General features: G+C 59.8%; 11 protein-coding genes, 1 tRNA gene and 1 pseudogene. 3 read left to right on the top strand and 10 right to left on the bottom strand.

What is annotated here, in order from left to right:
* Positions 1-23 precede the first annotated feature (23 nt).
* Complete coding sequence (locus BBTA_RS02815) at positions 24-1,103, top strand: transporter (protein WP_049795289.1); 1,080 nt, start codon at positions 24-26, stop codon at positions 1,101-1,103.
* 205 nt (positions 1,104-1,308) lie between these two features.
* On the opposite strand, the pseudogene BBTA_RS41755 reads toward BBTA_RS02815, so the two are convergent.
* The 4 genes and pseudogenes from BBTA_RS41755 to BBTA_RS02790 form a co-directional block, all read right to left on the bottom strand.
* A pseudogene (locus tag BBTA_RS41755) lies at positions 1,309-1,602 on the bottom strand (hypothetical protein); the annotation flags it as partial.
* Positions 1,599-2,362, bottom strand: a protein-coding gene (locus BBTA_RS38565; protein WP_244424310.1) for an IS5 family transposase whose coding sequence is annotated in 2 segments (ribosomal slippage) — positions 1,599-2,024 and positions 2,027-2,362 — 762 coding nt in all. Because the reading frame shifts where the segments join, the coding sequence is not laid out codon by codon here. The gene BBTA_RS38565 and the pseudogene BBTA_RS41755, both read right to left, overlap by 4 nt.
* Before the next feature lie 883 nt (positions 2,363-3,245).
* Positions 3,246-4,643 (bottom strand): hypothetical protein, encoded by a 1,398-nt coding sequence (locus BBTA_RS02795; protein ID WP_012040918.1) that lies wholly within the window; start codon positions 4,641-4,643, stop codon positions 3,246-3,248.
* Positions 4,644-4,652: 9 nt separating this feature from the next.
* Complete coding sequence (locus BBTA_RS02790) at positions 4,653-8,129, bottom strand: hypothetical protein (RefSeq protein ID WP_012040917.1); 3,477 nt, start codon at positions 8,127-8,129, stop codon at positions 4,653-4,655.
* A 597-nt stretch (positions 8,130-8,726) separates the two neighbouring features.
* On the opposite strand from BBTA_RS02790, the gene BBTA_RS38560 reads away from it, so the two are divergent.
* On the top strand, positions 8,727-9,584 hold the full coding sequence (locus tag BBTA_RS38560) for an HNH endonuclease (protein WP_012040915.1): 858 nt from the start codon (positions 8,727-8,729) through the stop codon (positions 9,582-9,584).
* 676 nt (positions 9,585-10,260) lie between these two features.
* Here BBTA_RS38560 and BBTA_RS02785 read toward each other — a convergent pair.
* The 4 genes from BBTA_RS02785 to BBTA_RS02770 form a co-directional block, all read right to left on the bottom strand.
* Positions 10,261-10,743 carry a hypothetical protein gene (locus BBTA_RS02785; RefSeq protein ID WP_012040913.1) on the bottom strand — a complete coding sequence of 161 codons (483 nt, stop codon included), beginning with the start codon at positions 10,741-10,743 and terminating at the stop codon, positions 10,261-10,263.
* A gap of 3 nt (positions 10,744-10,746) precedes the next feature.
* Complete coding sequence (locus BBTA_RS02780) at positions 10,747-12,057, bottom strand: DUF3987 domain-containing protein (protein WP_083780581.1); 1,311 nt, start codon at positions 12,055-12,057, stop codon at positions 10,747-10,749.
* A gap of 657 nt (positions 12,058-12,714) precedes the next feature.
* Entirely contained in the window at positions 12,715-13,962 is a 1,248-nt protein-coding gene (locus BBTA_RS02775) for a site-specific integrase (protein WP_041751194.1), read from the bottom strand.
* Between the two features lie 145 nt (positions 13,963-14,107).
* A tRNA-Ser gene (locus tag BBTA_RS02770) sits at positions 14,108-14,197 on the bottom strand.
* A 220-nt stretch (positions 14,198-14,417) separates the two neighbouring features.
* Between BBTA_RS02770 and BBTA_RS02765 the strand changes: the two genes are divergently transcribed.
* On the top strand, positions 14,418-14,768 hold the full coding sequence (locus BBTA_RS02765; protein WP_041750279.1) for a hypothetical protein: 351 nt from the start codon (positions 14,418-14,420) through the stop codon (positions 14,766-14,768).
* Between the two features lie 34 nt (positions 14,769-14,802).
* On the opposite strand, the gene BBTA_RS02760 is transcribed toward BBTA_RS02765, so the two are convergent.
* Positions 14,803-16,266, bottom strand: coding sequence for a trehalose-6-phosphate synthase (locus tag BBTA_RS02760; RefSeq protein WP_041750278.1), 1,464 nt, complete (start codon positions 16,264-16,266; stop codon positions 14,803-14,805).
* A 200-nt stretch (positions 16,267-16,466) separates the two neighbouring features.
* Entirely contained in the window at positions 16,467-17,300 is an 834-nt protein-coding gene (otsB, locus tag BBTA_RS02755) for a trehalose-phosphatase (protein ID WP_012040907.1), read from the bottom strand.
* Positions 17,301-17,305 lie beyond the last annotated feature (5 nt).

Raw genomic sequence — 17,305 nt, 5'->3', positions numbered from 1 at the left:
GAACTGGATTGGAGCGAGCCGCAATGACGTCGCCTGAAAGTCTGAATTCCGGATCGAGATTGTTCTCGCGGCGACCGACAGCGGTCGTCGCGGTTACCGTCGTTGCCCTACTGTCTCCGCAGGCCGCACGCGCCGACGAAAGCGGCATCTCGTACTGGCTGCCGGGCCTGTACGGCAGCATGTCGGCAACGCCGACCACGCCGGGCTGGTCGATCGCCGCGATCTATTATCACGCCAACGCAGGGGCGTCAGGAGCAGCAGCCGCGTCGCGGGAAGTCCAGATCGGACGATTGTCAACGGCCGTTGCAGTCGATCTCAACGTGGTCCTGCGCGGGCAAGCCGACCTGATGCTCATCGCGCCGACCTATACATTCGCAACGCCCGTGCTCGGTGGTCAGTTGTCGGCGACGCTGGCCAGCATCTACGCGCGAAATTCAGCCAGCATAGCAGGCACACTCACAACTGCGGTTGGCCCGATCTCGATCACGCGTAACGGGTTGCTGGAAGAAGCCGTCACCTCGTATGGAGACCTCTACCCAACCGCGAAGCTGAAGTGGAATACTGGCGTTCACAACTTCATCGTTTACGGTACGGGTAATATCCCGATAGGCGATTATAGTCCCAACCGATTGGCCAATATCGGCCTTGGTCACGGCGCCGTTGACGTCGGTGGCGGCTATACTTACTTCAATCCCGCCACCGGACTTGAACTATCAGGAGTCGGCGGCCTCACCTATAATTTCAAGAACCGAGACACACAGTACCAGAGCGGCGTCGATTTCCATTTCGACTGGGGCGCATCTCAGTTCCTGTCGAAGCAGGTCTTTGTTGGCTTGGTGGGATACGTCTATCAACAGATAACAGACGATTTCGGTCAGCCGGCCGTTCTTGGCAGCTTCCGATCGCGGGTTTTTGGCATCGGTCCACAGATCGGCTACGCTTTTCAGATTGGAAGTAACCAGGCGTTCCTCGGCGTGAAGGGATATGGCGAGTTTGCGGCTCAGAATCGGCCGTCGGGTTGGAACACTTGGCTCACTTTCTCGATATCGGAGGCTGTCCCGGCGAGCATCGCGACACCTACGAAGCACCCGATGCACAAATAAGATGGCGATCAACGAAACGGTCCGCCGCCTCAATCGGTGCTAGGGTCCGTACTCAATTAGGAGTGTCGGCGTAGGCTGAGTTGCGATTCAAGGCGTCCGAATCGCGGGAGGCCTTGATGAGGTAGCAACTTTTTGGTTGAGCGATGTGGAATGGAGACGGCTCGAACCGCTGCTCCCGCGGGGGCGGCGCGGTGCGCGTCGGGTCGCCGTCGCGCAGGAGTGCCGCGAACGCGTCTTCAGCTGCGAGCGCCGGTCTCTCCGCCGACATTGCCGTGACCCAACTGAGCGGGACCTTGCGGCCAATGATGCGCTCGCCTGCATCGGTCTGGAGGCGATAGACCCGCGTGGACTTCTGAGGGATGCGCTTCCAGATCAGCAGCAGGAGCCCGGTGACGAGGTAGATCGTGCTGGTCGTGAACGCTGGGATGGATGCGAGTTCCGCGCTGGAGCCGGCCTTGAGCTGCACGCGATCGGCCTCGACCCAATCATGCTCGGCTAGGGCGTGGACTCATAAACCCTGGTCCAGAGGCGGGTTGAGCCGAGTGCGACTGCCGCGAGAAAGTTGCGAGCGAGCTTGTCGAAGCGGGTCGCGATGCGCCTGAAATGCTTGAGCTTGCAGAAGAAGCGCTCAACAAGATTGCGCTTGCGGTAGATGCGGCGGCTGACGGAGCGTTGGACCACTCGCTGGCTGGTGGAAGGAATATGAGCCCTAGCTCCGCGGGCTCTGATCATGTGCAGGAGGGCATCGGCGTCGTAACCACGGTCGGCCACAACATCACGGCATTTGAGCCCTTGGAGCAGAAATGGCGCGGCACGCAGATCGTGGGCCTGCCCCGGGGTTAGCATCAGCCGGACCGGCAGTCCGTTCTCGTCGACGACCGCATTGATCTTGGTGCTCAGTCCTCCACGAGAACGGCCAATGGCGTGATCCTCGCCCCCTTTTTACCCCCAGCGGCGTGCTGATGGGCGCGGACGATAGAACTGTCGATCAGCGCCATCGACTGCGGCGAGCGTGCTGCCAACACCTCGAAAATTTGGACCCAAACACCTGCCTTGGCCCAGCGGTTAAAGCGATTATAGACCGTCGTGTAAGGGCCATAGCGTTCCGGAAGATCTCGCCAGGGCGAGCCTGTCCGCAGCACATAGAAGATGCCGTTGAGAACCCGCCGGTCGTCGACCCGACCGACACCGCGTGGCTTATTCGGCAGCAAGGGCTTGATCAAAGCCCATTCTCGATCGCTCAGGTCAAACCGCGCCATGTCTACCCCCAAATCACCTAAGGGGAGTGAATCACTGTTCGTCAGCTAACGGAATCCATTTATGAGTACAGAACCTAGTCGAAAACAACGTGACAGTCCAGGGTGAACGCAAGGCCCTATTTGTCTTCAAGAAGTGCATGGCGGAAAGCGGCGTGCCGCTCAAATAGCTAGCGGAAATCAGTGGCACACTGTTTGTACGGTGCCGAGCCCCGCGCCGACCGATTGGCATCTAACAGTAGGCGGGATAATGTTCGGTGCAGGCGCTTGGTTATCAAGAGAGCTAGGAGAGACAACGGTAGTAGCAGGACCAGATGATGGGACGCTTGGGACTGTCGGCGGTGTATACCGACTGAGAATGTCATAAGCGCGATAGTTGTTCCTCACGCAATCGTCGAATGACTCCTGCTGCTGCTCTTTCGAGGTCCGCAGTTGGCATTGCCTTTGGGCATCGGCCCAATTGCGTTCAGAAAGCGTTGGTCCGCATCCTGAAACAGCGATGGCAGCAAGAGCTAGCCAACCTGCTTGATGAATATGCATGGTGGGCCCCCGCCCCTTCTTTCGAGTGTGACACCCTGCGGTAGAGACTATCCGTGGTTCGCTCGGCCGCACAACCGCCCGCAATTGGGGGCCAAATTGGGGACCGATCTGCAAAATCCGGAAAATAAACTTTATTATACAATAGTTTAGGAGATATTGCTGGCGGAGAGAGTGTCCGCCTGATGGATGGCAAAACATTCATAATTTCAATGTCGTACGGCAATGAGCTGGGCACAGCCCACAAATCGAGCAACAACTGGGATCGGCAAACCGCTCTGAGAGGTAGATCAATGCTGCCGTAACTCACTTACGCCCTGCAAGGCGGCTCCGTGTCCGAACGAAGCGCTCAGGTTCCGATGAACCACCAAGGTCGCGGTCTAAGCCCGATACTCGCATCTGGCGGGCGAGTAGTGCTATCTGCCCAATCTCTCAGGGCAAAGCGCCGCCGGATCGCCTTTATCTGCTGGAGGACGCCATAGAGATCACCGAGCGTCGCCTCCCGTTCGAGCCATTCGACCAGCGTCCCTTTGTCTTCCCCGCGCAAAACGAGGCGCCTACCTTCGGGCGGTTGATGCGCGATCTCCTCGCGCGCAGGCCTGAGATTACGATGGGCGGAATAGAATCGATCAAGGCAAGATACGGTAAGTAGATCTTCGATGACCCACTCATCATCGCATGCGCCCATTGCATTTGAACGATCGAGAACTAGGGCAGGAAAGCCCTGGTCACGCACCTTAGATTCTCCCATCTTACCATCTGCATCGGCATCAAACATAAAGAGTTCCAAGCTCGGGCTGCGATTGCACCTTTGGAGCGCGGCTTCCACCTGAGCAACTCCCCCAATGGCCTCAATGTGAATGCCGTCGAGGAGTCCCGGAGCATCCGCAGCAGCCAAACGCTCTGCTAACCGAATCATTGCTGCGTCCGTGCTGCCTTCGACCCAAAGGCGCCGCAGATGAGGGGCTAATCTATCCGGTTGGGGGGAGAGTGCCCGGTAGATCTCGGCAGCACTCAGCGCCTCTCCCGGCCGCAACGCCGATTGGACTCGCAATGAACTCGCCAACCGGTTGCCGGCCTCCCTAGCTAGACTACTCGTCGTAAGCTTCGTTACGTCGATGCAAGTCCCAAATAGGGCATTCACATCCAAGCGCGCGAAAAGATCAATAGCTGCTTGCCTTTCGTCGCCCTCCTCAATGCTATTCAATGTTGCCCATACCGCATCGACTACATGGGCGGCCTTTTCGAGTGGCCTTTCAGAGAAAGGTGCAAGAATGACCGCTTCAATTCGGTCGGGCGTAACCTCAGAACCGGCAAATTGCGGCGGCCAAAGGAGGATCAACGATCCCAAGATCGAGGCAAAGCCCTGCTGAGCCTTTGGAAGCGGCGGCACCTCAGTCAGAACATGGATGATCTTACCACTATCCCGCGCGTTTCGCGCATCCCGCGCCCATATCCCCCAAGAGTCGTTTGATAACTTAATCTGCAAGCCCAATTCCGCTCCGAGCCCGACAATGGCTGAGGCAATCATCCGTCGCTCATCATCATCGTCCGACAGCAAAGCGACTCGGAGCGCGTCTTTGCTGCCCGCCGCAATCTCTGACAATCGCGCTTCTATTCGCGTCAGCGTTTCTCTCAGTTCGCCGGAGCCGCAGATGACGCGCTCCTTTCCGAAGGCGAACGATACAGAGTCACCAGCCCCTTCGAGCATAGACGCAATGGCGCCGATAACAAGGTCCCCCGTCATGGCCCGCTCTCAAGTTAAGGGCGCGGGGCTGCGTAGCGCACGCGCCGTCCACCGAGGACCGATCGCCATAGGCCCGCGATAGTTTAGGGCGACATAGACTTCGACGAGATCACCTTGTTTCAAATCGATCGCTTCGCCAGCTTCAAGGTACCGCCGCCACAAAGTGGTCTCGACGTCGAGCTCTCGGATATAGACCGTATAGTCTTCTCGCTCCCCCCTTCGCCGCACCAATGCGCGGAACGATCGCGGGATAGCGTCCGACGTCGAGATCAGTATGAGAGGTTCAAATTGCCGCTTGCGAGGCCTACCGATGAAAGATGTGAGCGATTGCAGTATTCGACGCGCCTCAACAAGGTTCCCCAATTGAAGAAGGGCAAGTGATAACCAGAAGCCAATCGCAGGATCAAACTCTCGGCCAAGCTCAAGTCGACGTTGTTCTATGCGCTGGAGGTTGCGCCACTCTTCGTCACTAGCTCCTATGAGGAGGGGGCCTTTGTCCAACGTGCGCAATCCGAGATGCACACCAACCCAAAGACGATGAAGCAACACAACACTTCGTTCGTTCTCAAACGCTGCAGGATATCTGGCAAGCGTGTCGAACGCCGACTTTGCGGCTGCCACCGATCTAATCTGATTGGTCACTGGATCGATCGCCTCCATGCGCAGGACGTGAGAAAGGGCGGCGAGATCCCCATCTTCTGCCTCGGCTAGCGCCTGCTCTTTGGCAACCTCTAGCTGGCCCGTGACATAGAGATATTCGCGCTGGCGAGCGCTTTTACGCTCCTGTTGATCCTGGGGAAGCTCGCTTAGTTCGGAAGCTAGATCGAAGAGCGTTCCAAGCTGATCGACTGCGTTCAAATACTGCTGCCGCGCTTCGGGAAGTTGACGCTCGCTTTGCCAGGCTTGCGCCAAGCGATAATAGACAAGCGCGGCTGCATCAAAGGGATGCCATTGGTCTTGCAGCGCTTGGGCGCGTTGCGCTGCAGCCAACGCTGGCGTAGCTATCGTCTGTGCCGCAAGGAGATTACCTTGCTCGATCCGGACCTGCATCTGCCTTCGTAGCGTAGTCGCATAGGAGGTTAGAATGGACGCGAGCAGTTGGTCGCGCGAAGGGTTGCGCGGCTTTTTCGCAATCTGGTCGCGCGCGTTCGTCAGCAGCAGGCGACTCCTATCGAGGATTTCTTCGGTTTCGCTGACAGGCAGATTGCCCCTGTCTGCTCGTTCTCGGAGTACAATTGCCTCCAGCATTAGCATTTGCGCCGATTGGACGCCTTTGACCTGACGAAGATCGGAAAGGATATCGCCAAGCTGACGAAGGTCTTCGACACTTCCAAACTCGCCCCGGAACGAGCCGCGAGGACTCACCGATCTGAGCAAACCATGGAGAAAAGCCGGCCAATGCGAAAGGCCGTTATCATCGGGACCGACCGGCCAAGCAATCGAGTTCGCGAATGCCTGTAGTTCACGAAGCACGTCCCGCGTTCCACCCACCACGTGGGTGCGAAGCGCACGAGCGATCGCTGGATTGACAATTGCGAGCGCGATATCGCCATCCGCGTCGAACGTGACTTCGGTTAAGAACCCATGTTCTTGCGCTACAACTCGCACATCCTCATAAGCAGCAAAGAGCTGGGGAAAACGTCTTCCTAGTAAGTCCAGAGGCATGACGCGGTCGAGCCATGCGAACGCAAAGATAGCGCTCATTAGGTTGCGGGCCTCTTCAATGTGCTCGCGGTCAGGAGCTAAGGGCGCCTGGTTTTCGCTCAACTTGGCAGGCTGACCCGCCTTAGCAAAAGCCGCAATAATGGCTTCGCCTAGCGCTCCGCGCTTAACGTCTGGTGGCCGCTTTCGAAGGGCCTGAGCCAGACTTGGGACGAAACGGTTAAAGTCAGAGCGTAGAACCTGCCCAAGCCCTTCTCGGGCGTCGACACTCAAGCGGTCGAGCATACCCAAGAACCCCTCTGTTCCGGCCTCCCGCTGCAGAACCTCCGCGTCAATCGCAATTCCGACGCTCTCAAGGATTGTTCCGAGGTCACTCAGTTCTTTCGGGTTGAGTTGGTAGTCCAGCGTGATCTCATCGCCTATACGCTCTTCCTCTTCATCACTCACCGGAGAAGATGAAACGGCGGTCGCGACGACGATGGATCTGCGTCCAGCTCGAACTAGCCGCTCCTCCAAGCGCTCAACATTTTCGCGAGCAACCCCGTCGACCAAGAGAACTACCAGATCGATTGCGCCAGCGTCCTTCAACCGCTGCTCAGCCAGCCGCATTATTTGCTCGATCGCGAACGCATCTGGCTCGTCAACCGGCGAACTCAAATGAGCAACGGGCCAACCTTCTTCTCGCAAACGGACACCTAACCAGTGGAGTCCCGTGGTGCGCCCGCTACCTGGAAGGCCTTTCAACCAAATAGGGCCTTCCGAGCGGCGCCCCGTTGGCCGCGCTGCAGCCCCGCTTACGCGACCCACACGCAAGATTACGGCCTCAAACAGCTCTTGGTAAGCTTGGCGAGCCAAGCAAAACTCCCCCACGAATGTTTGGTAATCGGCGCGCAGGCGGGGTGTTCGAAGGAATTTGCGAAACGCTCTTAGTCGCTCATCGCGCGTCGCAGGGGTGACCTGCCCTGGGCGATCGCCTAATATGTCAAGATGCCGCCGCACATCGCGAAGTTCTTCAGCCCGGAACGTGGCGACTTGCCTCCCGCCGTTCTTCGTAGAACGAGCCGTGACTAACAAGTCATCGGCTCTCAGGATGTCCGGTACAGCTTGTGGCTCTTCAACACGTGCCTTGTGAAGGAGTTGGGCTAAGCTAGAACGCAGTATGACAGCTCCTGGCAGCGAATCACGAAGCCATGCAGTGTCATCGACCTGCGGTTCGCAGAGAACCACCTGGGCGTCGTCGATTCCTTCTAAAGACGCGACAAGATCTTCCCGGTCTAGAGCATCAGCGCTGCCCACACCTGCTATAATTACATAGTGAGCGGGTCCGACTGCGTCTTTCAGGCGCTCTAGAACGCGGGGCTGCATCAATCGTGTTGCGCGCGACCACCTATTCGCTTCAGGCAAAACACCATCGGGTGATGTTGGGCTTGAGAAAAGGGAAAGGTGCATCACTTCTAGAGTTGTTGGGCTCCTAACTAGACTGTCAGCATCTGCATCATCAACAAACCGTCGACGAACTCGCCGCGCGGCCGGTGCCGCTGCTTCCAGCGCGCGCACCAATCTCGTTTCAAGCGCGCTAGAAATCACCAGCGACCAGGGTAATTGCGCAATCTCAACGTGAACGCTATCTGGATCGGACTCACGGAGCCTACTTACCTTGTCCAGAAAGTCACGGGTGGGTCGCAGCAATGCTTTGCTAAGGCTCTCTGCGGCAGACTCTTGGATTAGCGCCTGAGTATCGCCGCCTACAAGCTCCTGGCCGACGATCAACGCGGCCCTACCTTGCCATATAGCGTCAAAAATGTGTCTCGGGAGATCTACCATGCGAATGACATCCTATGGGCCGCCAAGGAGCGAGGCGACTTCCATTCATTCTCCAAATAAAGCGTAATTGAATCAACCCAAAATTGGGCGAGATGGTCGTTGCATAGATCGATTGCGCAGCGCACTCGGGGCACGAGGAGAGCGGCCCGGCACGCGTGAGCAACCGGCGCTCAAAGGGTATCACCCCGCGAGATCGCACGCCGGCTGCTCTGGCGCTGAGTACTGCATCGGAAATGTGGTCCCTGACGCTTGCGGCTAGTGCTTCACTCTAGCAGATACCGCCTTGGCCTCGGGGAATAGGCTGTGGCTATACTCTTGTTATGGTTTGGGGCCGCGCGGGCGGAGCATTGGAGCGCCGTCATCGGGAAATTCCTGTGTGCTTGGGGACGAACTCACCCTTGCGAGATCTTCGCGCCTCGGGCGAGCGTCACGATGCGCTTCCGCACGGCAACCAACCCAGAGCCGATCCAAGAAATAGCGAGCCTTAGAGTATTCTTGTCATTTTCTGGTATTGATGAAGGCATGGCTTTTGCCCAGTCCGGACGGCTAGGCAACAGCCGATGAAATCTGCGGGAAAGAGCCTCAGGACGTGAGTAGATGTCTCTTCTGGATTACCTGAAGCCTAAAGATAAGCACCTGGTGATGGACCTACTTGCCGAAGCAGGCGTAGATGTTGCCGCGTGGAAAAACTACAAGGGCCCGCCAGCGGCCAATCCGAAGTATTGTTACAACTGGTCCTTCGAGCAGCCCGATGAACTGGTGGCGGTTTGCATCTGGCACAGAGGTCTAAAGCTGGAAGGCTCCTCCGTCGTCCACAGGAGCAAACCCAGGAATTATGGCGCAGTCGGCACATCGCCAAGCGAGGTCGTTTGGAATCGGCGCGCCGAGGCATTCGACCAATCTCTGGAATTGGCATATCGGCAGCGACTTCCGGTTAGGGTGATTGTCGTCGACGGCGAACAACGAGACCCCAAAGCAACTAAGCCGTCGGCCTCGAAAGTACATGCACGGCTTCTCGATCCGGAGCCTTGGGCGGTCACCGAATACAACTATAGAACTGGCGAGAGACTGCTTGTTCGCGGCGCGAAACCCGGTGGGTCGCCGGTGGAGTCGGCAGATCGGGAGATGGCATGGTTTGAAGGGTCTAGAAAACAAAAGTTCGTGTACCATCGGCAAAGGGAGGGCCGTGCTCGTCGCGAGAAAATTAGAGATACTTTAGCGAAGAGTGGCGGACGCCTCGTCTGCGAGGTCGAAAACTGCGGTTTCGACTTCAAAGAACGCTACGGCCCGCTCGGTGAAGGCTATGCCCAAGTCCACCATCTCGCCCCCTTGAGCAATTCGCCTATCGGCGGCCGGACGGTTAAGCTGAGGGACTTGGCCATTGTCTGCGCAAATTGCCACGCGATGATCCACATAGGCGGGGAGTGCCGCCCCCTCAAAGGTTTGATCGCATAGCAAGCGCCTAAATCATTTGGAATTCGTATGCTGCAGATAATAGACGAGGTTCGGGTAGTCCGGCGGCCTTTTCCTTACTCGCGTTGAGAGACCACATTCTAGAATCTCCGCCCTGCTCCGCAGTCGTTCATAGGTGCGGAGATGCATTCCTCGTGGCCGCTCCGGAAACGGCACAGAGAGTGATGCAATTCCACCGACGCGGAGGCGCAGCTTGCAGGCCTCGTAGTGCCGCCGAGCCCGAGTGCTCTTGCATTGGCTGGCATAGACCGGATCGCCTGCACACTTGCGACAGCAATATCCCGCCAATGCCCTAACGAGTATTGCAACGCGCTTTTGGCAAAAGGGGCAATGCATCCAAGGTCTAGCCCCGCCGTAATGGCACGGGGTCCAGGATACGAGAATCCGTTGAGGGACCATATGATGGCGCAGTTCTAACTGGATCAGATATTGGTAGGCACGCATTCGATCAATGCGCGGCCACAGCAGCGCTGGAGTAAGGCTAACCAAACTCTCGCCCAAGATACCGGCCCGTTGAAGCTCGCGCACGTCGAGGCGATCCACCCCAAGCTGTTCGACGGTGAGCCGACCACGTCGCTTTTTTCGCGTCATGGTATTATCCGGGATGCGCGTTCAAACATCGTCGTTCACTCGAACCATCTGGGCTGTCGCGCAGTCGTCAGACCGTAGGCTTATGGATTTTGCGGTGGATCGTGACGACGCCTTTGCCGTGATCGATCGCGGCTGCTACGTCGGTAAGCGCTACTACTGGGCGTCCCCCTAATAGCCAAATTAGCCCCGCTTGATCGTAGCGCGACAACCTACAATAATTCGGTCCCGGCTGCTTTGGCGCCTCGTGCAGACCAAACAAGTCCTGGACCGACCACTTCAGCCTAAGAGCCTGGTCGCCCCAATGCGCGACAAAGCGGCGGCCATCCGTAGTGGCCTGCTGCCAATCCTTCAGCGCGACCCAGTCCGGACACCTTCTCTCCAGGGTTGCCAACGCATTCGCAAGTTCGGACGAGCTGCGACCAAAGCGACGAAAGCGACCAAAGTCAGCGCCGCGAACTCCAGATGGAAGACTTCGTTCCCTTTGAGCGCTTTTGTCGCGCAGCGCGATCTCTGCTTCGGCGCGCTTCAGGATTTCCAGATACCGCCCCATGGTTCATGCTCCGTTGATGTACCAAGTCTCGGCCGGACGGCCGCCCGTGCTTGCGCTCGACCATCTCACGAGACCCTTGCCTGCCAACAAGGCCAGGGCGGCGTTTATGCGATCCGCCGTCTTGTGCTTTCCGAGCACGTCGCGGATCAGGGTTCGTGTCAGACCGACACCGCCAGCATGCCTCAACGCCGCTAGAATCTCGTCAGCCACGGGATCTCCCAACAGCCTGCCAAAGACCCTCGCTGCCGAAGCATCGCAATATTCCCAAACAGCAAGCGCCGCCTTGAGGTGCTGAGCATCGATCGCGTCGTGGCGATCGAGCAACGCGTAGGCCAGCGCTAGACGAATGGTCTGAGCCTCCGCACGGGCCGTCACCGCACCTAGCAATCCCGGCTGTTCGGCCGACAGATGCGCGTAGACTGACTCCCAGAGCTGGCGCGCGGAGTCGGTCATCTCGACCCGGCCCACCCGCTTGGCGAAAGCGACTGCCTCCTTCATCCGCTCAGCCAGGATTAACGTTTCGGCCTCGTCGAGGCTACCACCGTGCGGCAGGCATTTCGAGCGACGCACCGCTACAAAAAGGAATCGATTGGCAAAGCCGTTTGCCGCCTCGGTGCGATTGATCCGGGCGCGCAGCTCATCCTCGGTGATGTGGCCGATGATCGAGATGTGTGGGTCAGTCGCGCACAACGGAGAGTTCCTGGTCAACGTCGAGAGCTTGCCTCCGTCCCAGGCCTTGCGGACGATGGATGATAGAGTATTGCCCGGCCGCTCCATGACAGCCAGGGCGCTACTGAACTCCGCCTCTGACACCATGAGCCGCTTATCGGCCACGCCGGGATCGACGACGCGGAGCTCCTGCGCCTTCGGGTCCCATTGCTCGACTTCGTCCCGGACTTCCGCGATCAGCCCCTCGCCAGAGGAAAGGCCGCCTTTCATACGCTCATTGAGCCACACCTCGTCAGCCATCTGCATGATGGACCGGGCGCGACTGCCCGACGTTCCCTTACGGCCCTTGGCGCTCTGCCCGACCAAAACACAAAAGAGGTTCAGGTGGTGCTGATCGGCCTCGACTTGATAGTGGGGCAACCTGCCGACCACGTTGCCGAACATGACCAAGACTTGGATCAGGATGGCGACCGGGTCGGCCTCGGTGTGTGGCGCGATAGTGCTCACCACGTCGCCGACCAGTCCGTGGAATGCCGCATCGTCGATCGCTGGCCACTGATCTCCTCCCGACCATGGCACACTCCCGCTTTGTTCGATGTCAACGTCAGCGTCGGCGGCGCGCGTCTGTGCCTTTTTGACGTTCATCGCGGTCCCCCCTTGCTGGGATTGCGGGTCGAGGACATGACCGCCGCGCTCTCGCCCGGTGGCGTCAGCAACCGCGAAAGCGACTCGTAGAGCACGAGACGACGACGACCGACTTGCACGGATTGAAGAGTGCCGTCGCTGATCAGACTCCAGACTGAGGTGGCCCCGAGCCCCGAAAGTGAGCAGGCCGTTGGCACTGTCACCGTGATCGGCCGGTCGATCTCAACCGGTGACGAGATAGCCGCAGAAGATGTAGTTGTAGCTTTGGGGGTTCGCATGACGCACCGCTCCGCTCGATGGACGCCGACCGCAAACAAGCAGGTCGACAAACCGACCAGCCGCGACAGTCGCGGAGGTCGTGGGTTCCATCGCCCGGCGCGGGCGACTACGAGCGTCAGATCGGCGCGATCAGCGCAAGGGCCAGATAGCAAGACCAGCCACAAAGATAGCCGGTAGGCCACGGACCAGCAAGGTCAAACCCGCATGAGGATGAACTCTCGCGATGATCCGTCGCGACGATCTGCGCGGTATTAGATGAGGGGTACTGACACGTGAAGGCGGACAACAACATCAATGGCGACAGGCCTGGGTCCCTCTAAACACGAGCGGGTCCCTCGGCTGTATTGGCGGGTCCCCCGTCGCCTTCCGGACCCAGTTCTAGGATTGTGGCCTCGACAGCGCCGTTACGTTGCCTCGCTTCTCCTGCGGCATGGCCGTGCAAAAGACCGACCACTGCTGCATCAACCGCCGCCGACGTTCAAACAAGTCGGTGCGACTGTAGGCGGCGACGGTCTTGTCGCTGACCGTATGTGCCAGCGCAATTTCAGCGACCTCCGCGGGAAAATTCGTGCGCTCGGCGACCCAGTCGCGGAAACTGGAGCGGAAACCGTGTGCCGTCAGGTCATCCCTGCTCATCCGTCGCAGCAACATCAGGAACGCCATATTCGAGAGCGGCTTGCCGTGCTTGGCACCGGGGAATAAGAACCCATCATCGGCGTGCCGCAGCGCATAGGTCTCTTCAAGGATGGCCAGCGCGCGGGCAGAGAGCGGAACGCGATGCTCCCTGCCAGCCTTCATCCGCTCGCCTGGTACTTGCCATGTCTTGTCGTGCCGGTTCACCTCGGTCCAGCGAGCGCCGATGACCTCACCAGTTCTGCCGGCGGTAAGGACGAGAAATTCGAGAGCACGGGCCGCAACGCCTTCTTGCTGGCGCAAGTCGGCTAGGAAGCCCGGCATCTCGCCGTATGGTAACGCGGCATGATGCACGACCCGACGGACCTTCGCAGTCGCAGGCAGGAGTTTGTCCAGATGGCCCTTCCATCTGGCCGGGTTCTCACCGGTCCGGTATCCACGAACTCGCGCCCAGTCGAGCACCCTTTCGATCCTCTGCCGGACCCTGCTCGCAGTCTCAGGCTTATCCGCCCAGATCGGCTCCAAGACCTTCAAAACCAGTCCCGTGTCGATCGTCTGCACGGGCAGTGCGCCGACGACCGGACTGGCATAGGTCGCTAAGGTCGATTCCCACTGGGCGCCGTGCTTTGCGTTCCGCCAACCGGCGCGATTGGCCTTGATATAGGCGGAACAGCACTCGTCGAACGAGATCGCCTTTGCGGCTTCCAGGCGTTGCTGTATCCGGCTGGCACGGCGGGTCTCGATCGGATCGACACCGTCATGGCGTAGCCGACGAGCATCCAGGGCCCTACCGCGCGCTTCCTGAAGGCCAAAGAGCGCGACGGGCCCCAATCCCATCCAGCGCGGCCTTTTATTGAGCATGAACCGGAAAACCCAGTTCTTGGTGCCGTCCTTCGTGACGCGCAGATAGAGCCCGCCGCCGTCGGCGTACATGCCCGCCTCCTTGAGCTTCTCCACCTTCAGAGCCGTCAGCCTTCCGAGCACCCTGGCCATGTCCACAATCCAGACCACAAATGGTGGGCGGATTATGGCGAAGGACCGCGCACGCGTCCAGAGGAGCATGCGGTAAAAACTTCAGGAATACCGGAGCTTTAGTGACCAGCCGCGAAGTGCGACGAAGAACGGCGAATGAAGGCAGTGGCGGAGAGAGTGGGATTCGAACCCACGGTACGGTTTCCCGCACACACGCTTTCCAAGCGTGCGCCTTAAGCCACTCGGCCATCTCTCCGGCGGCCCTCTCTTGGCGGGGTCGGCGGCGTTTTGCAAGCCGGGTCGCGGCCTTTCCGACCAAATTTCCTCCAAATCACTGATAAAAATCACCAATCGGCCGCCGCTGCCGGCCGGATCAGGGCTGTTTCGGGTCCGGACGGCCGGTGATGAACCCTCGGGCCCGACAGCGCGACCACTGATTTGCGGCTCCATCGGTCGGAGCCTCGCGAGGACCTGCTATGCCGTCAACCGGCCATTTTCGCGCGCTCGTCGCGCTGTCCTTGGTGCTTGGGGCTGTGGCGGCGCCGCTTGATACAGCGCGGGCCGATCAATGCACCCGGCAGGGCGTCGACGTGACCTGCGACGACGGCCGCAAAGGTATCTGGCAGGGCGACGCGATCCTGTGGCCGGACGGCACCAAGTCCAGCCTGAAGCCACACCCGTCCGTCATCGTCGGCAACAAGGCCTCCGTGGTGGTCGGTCCGGGCGTCTTCGTCGGTCAGGGAAAGGGCATGGTGCCGATGGACAATCCGAGCTCGCCGAACAAGCTGCGCTGCGCCGTGCTGGACGGCGTGGCCTATTGTCATTGACGCCGCCGAGACCCGACGCGGCGGCCCATCCGGGTCAGTGATAACGCGCGCTCGATGACGCCAGGCGACTGCTGAGGAGGCCCGCGGGCGCGGTCGGCAGAGGCGCGATCTCGGCGGTCTCCGGCGCGTCGCTATCCTGCAGCGCCTCCAGGAAATCCGTGAACCATTGCTGGATGGAATGACGGCGCAACTTCGTCATCATGATCTCATAGCGCATCCGGCGCTCGTTGAGCGGCATCGACAGCGCCATCGCGATGGTACGCGCCATGCCGTCGATGTCATGCGGATTGACCAGCAGAGCGGCATCGAGCTCATTGGCGGCGCCGGCGAATTTCGACAGCACCAGCACCCCGGGATCGACAGGGCTCTGCGCGGCGACATACTCCTTGGCCACGAGATTCATGCCGTCGTGCAGCGGCGTCACCACGCCGACCTGCGCGCTGCGATAGAGTCCGGACAGCACGCCCTGCCCATAGCCCTTGTTGAGATAGCGGATCGGCGTCCAGTCGGCCTCGCCATGACGGCCATTGACCTCGCTGACGAGGCGCGCGACGTCGCTCTGAAGATTGCCATAGGCCTCGATGGATTCGCGTGACGGCGTCGCGATCTGCAACAGCGACGCGGCGCGCAGCAGCGTCGGATGCATCGTCCACATGCGGTCGAACGCGGTGATGCGGTTGACCAGCCCTTTGGAATAATCGAGCCGGTCGACGCCGATGGCGAGCTTTTCGCCATGCAGGCTGCGGCGCAGTCGCGACACGTCCGGATGCGACGCGGCCTTGGCCGCGGATGCCGCGAACTTGTCGGCGTCGATGCCGATCGGGAACACCGCCAGACGCGTGCGGCCATGGCGCGACTTCACGACGCCATCCCGCACCTGCAGGCCAAGATCAGCGCGAATGCAGGCGCAGAAATTGTCCCGATCGTCCTCGGTCTGGAAACCGATGAGATCGTAGGCCAGCATCGCGGTCACGAGATCGCGGTGATTCGGCACGCTGTCGATGACGCTGCGCGCGGGCCACGGCGTATGCAGGAAGAAGCCGATCGGGCTCTTCACGCCCAGCGTGCGCAGTTCCACACCGAGCGAGAGAAAATGATAATCCTGAATCCAGAACAGGGTCTCAGGCTTATGAAACCGCAACAAGGCACGCGCGACGAACGCATTCACCTCGCGATAGGAGCGATAGTCGTCATGCGAAACGCTGATCAGATCGCTGCGTGAATGCAGCGCCGGCCACAGCGCAGAATTCGCGAAGCCTTCGTAGTAGCCGGCATAATGCGCGGCCGGCAGATCCAACAAGGCCAACGCGCCCTGGCCGAGCTGCTCGATCTGCGCAATCGGTTCCATCTGCGCGCCATCACGCACACGACCTGAGGAACCGACCCAAACTGCCCCAGAATTTTCCACTACGGGCAGCAGAGCTGCCGCAAGTCCGCCGGTCATTGGCTCATTGGCTTTGCCACGCGCCACCCGATTCGAAACCACGACGAGGTTCACAGCTCCCCTCCTGTTGGTCAGTGTCGGTTAACAGCTGTTCATCAATATGGTTCCGGGTCACCCTTTCAACCAATTGAAACCAAATTCGGGCAGCGGCGCGGTAGAATCAGAGCGCCGATCAAGTCAGAGTATTTCTAATCGCAAGCAAAGGTGCGATATGCGAACCAGCGGCAGCTGGAACCGAGCAGATGACGACGAGTTCAGCGCGATGCCGCGGACTGACCTTCGCGTTGCGCGAGTCGTGCGAGAAACGCGCGCACATCGTCCGGCGAATCGAAATGTCCATCGACACCAAGGGCACGCCGGCCGACCGAGAACGACAGGCCGGCGAAATCAGGCATGATTGCGAACACCGATTCGTCGGTCACGTCATCGCCGATGAAGAACGGCTTGCGCCCCTCGAACGGCGCACGGCGCATCAGCTCGCGCACACCGGTCGCCTTGGTGAAGCCGGCGTGCTTGATCTCGCACACGCATTTGCCCGGTAATACCTCGATCGGCGCGCCCGGCAGCTCCGCGCGAATGCGCGACACCTCCTCATAGATTGCCGCCTCGGCCTGCGGCGCGAGACGATAATGCAGGGCCAGCGAGTAGCCCTTGTCCTCGAGCAGGATGCCGGGGCTGAGCTTGGCAATCGCCGCCAGCCTGCGCTTGAGCTCCTTGTCCATCGGCGGCGCCTGAACGGCGTCGGCCTCGTTGCCGCTGCCGAGCCGCATCTCCGCACCGTGGCCACCGACGGCGGGATAGATCTCCGGCGCGAAGATCAGGTCGATGTCGTTGAGCGAGCGGCCGCTGACCAGCGCCAGCGCTCCGGCGGTTCGTTGCAGCAAGCTATTCAGCGTCTCGGCGAGCCCCGGCGGCACCCATACCTCGCGTGGCGTCGGCGCGAGATCGAGCAGCGTGCCGTCGATATCAAGAAGGATCGCCACCTCGCCGAGATGCGGCACCAGGCTGGCGGGCGCGGGCACGATCTCGGGGGGCGCGCTGGCGGCCGCGGGTGGTTGCGTTGCAATCAGCTTCGAAACGTCGGACATGCCAA

The organism is Bradyrhizobium sp. BTAi1 (genome assembly GCF_000015165.1).
GTDB classification, from domain to species: domain Bacteria; phylum Pseudomonadota; class Alphaproteobacteria; order Rhizobiales; family Xanthobacteraceae; genus Bradyrhizobium; species Bradyrhizobium denitrificans.
This window is presented reverse-complemented; position numbering and strand designations above follow the sequence as displayed.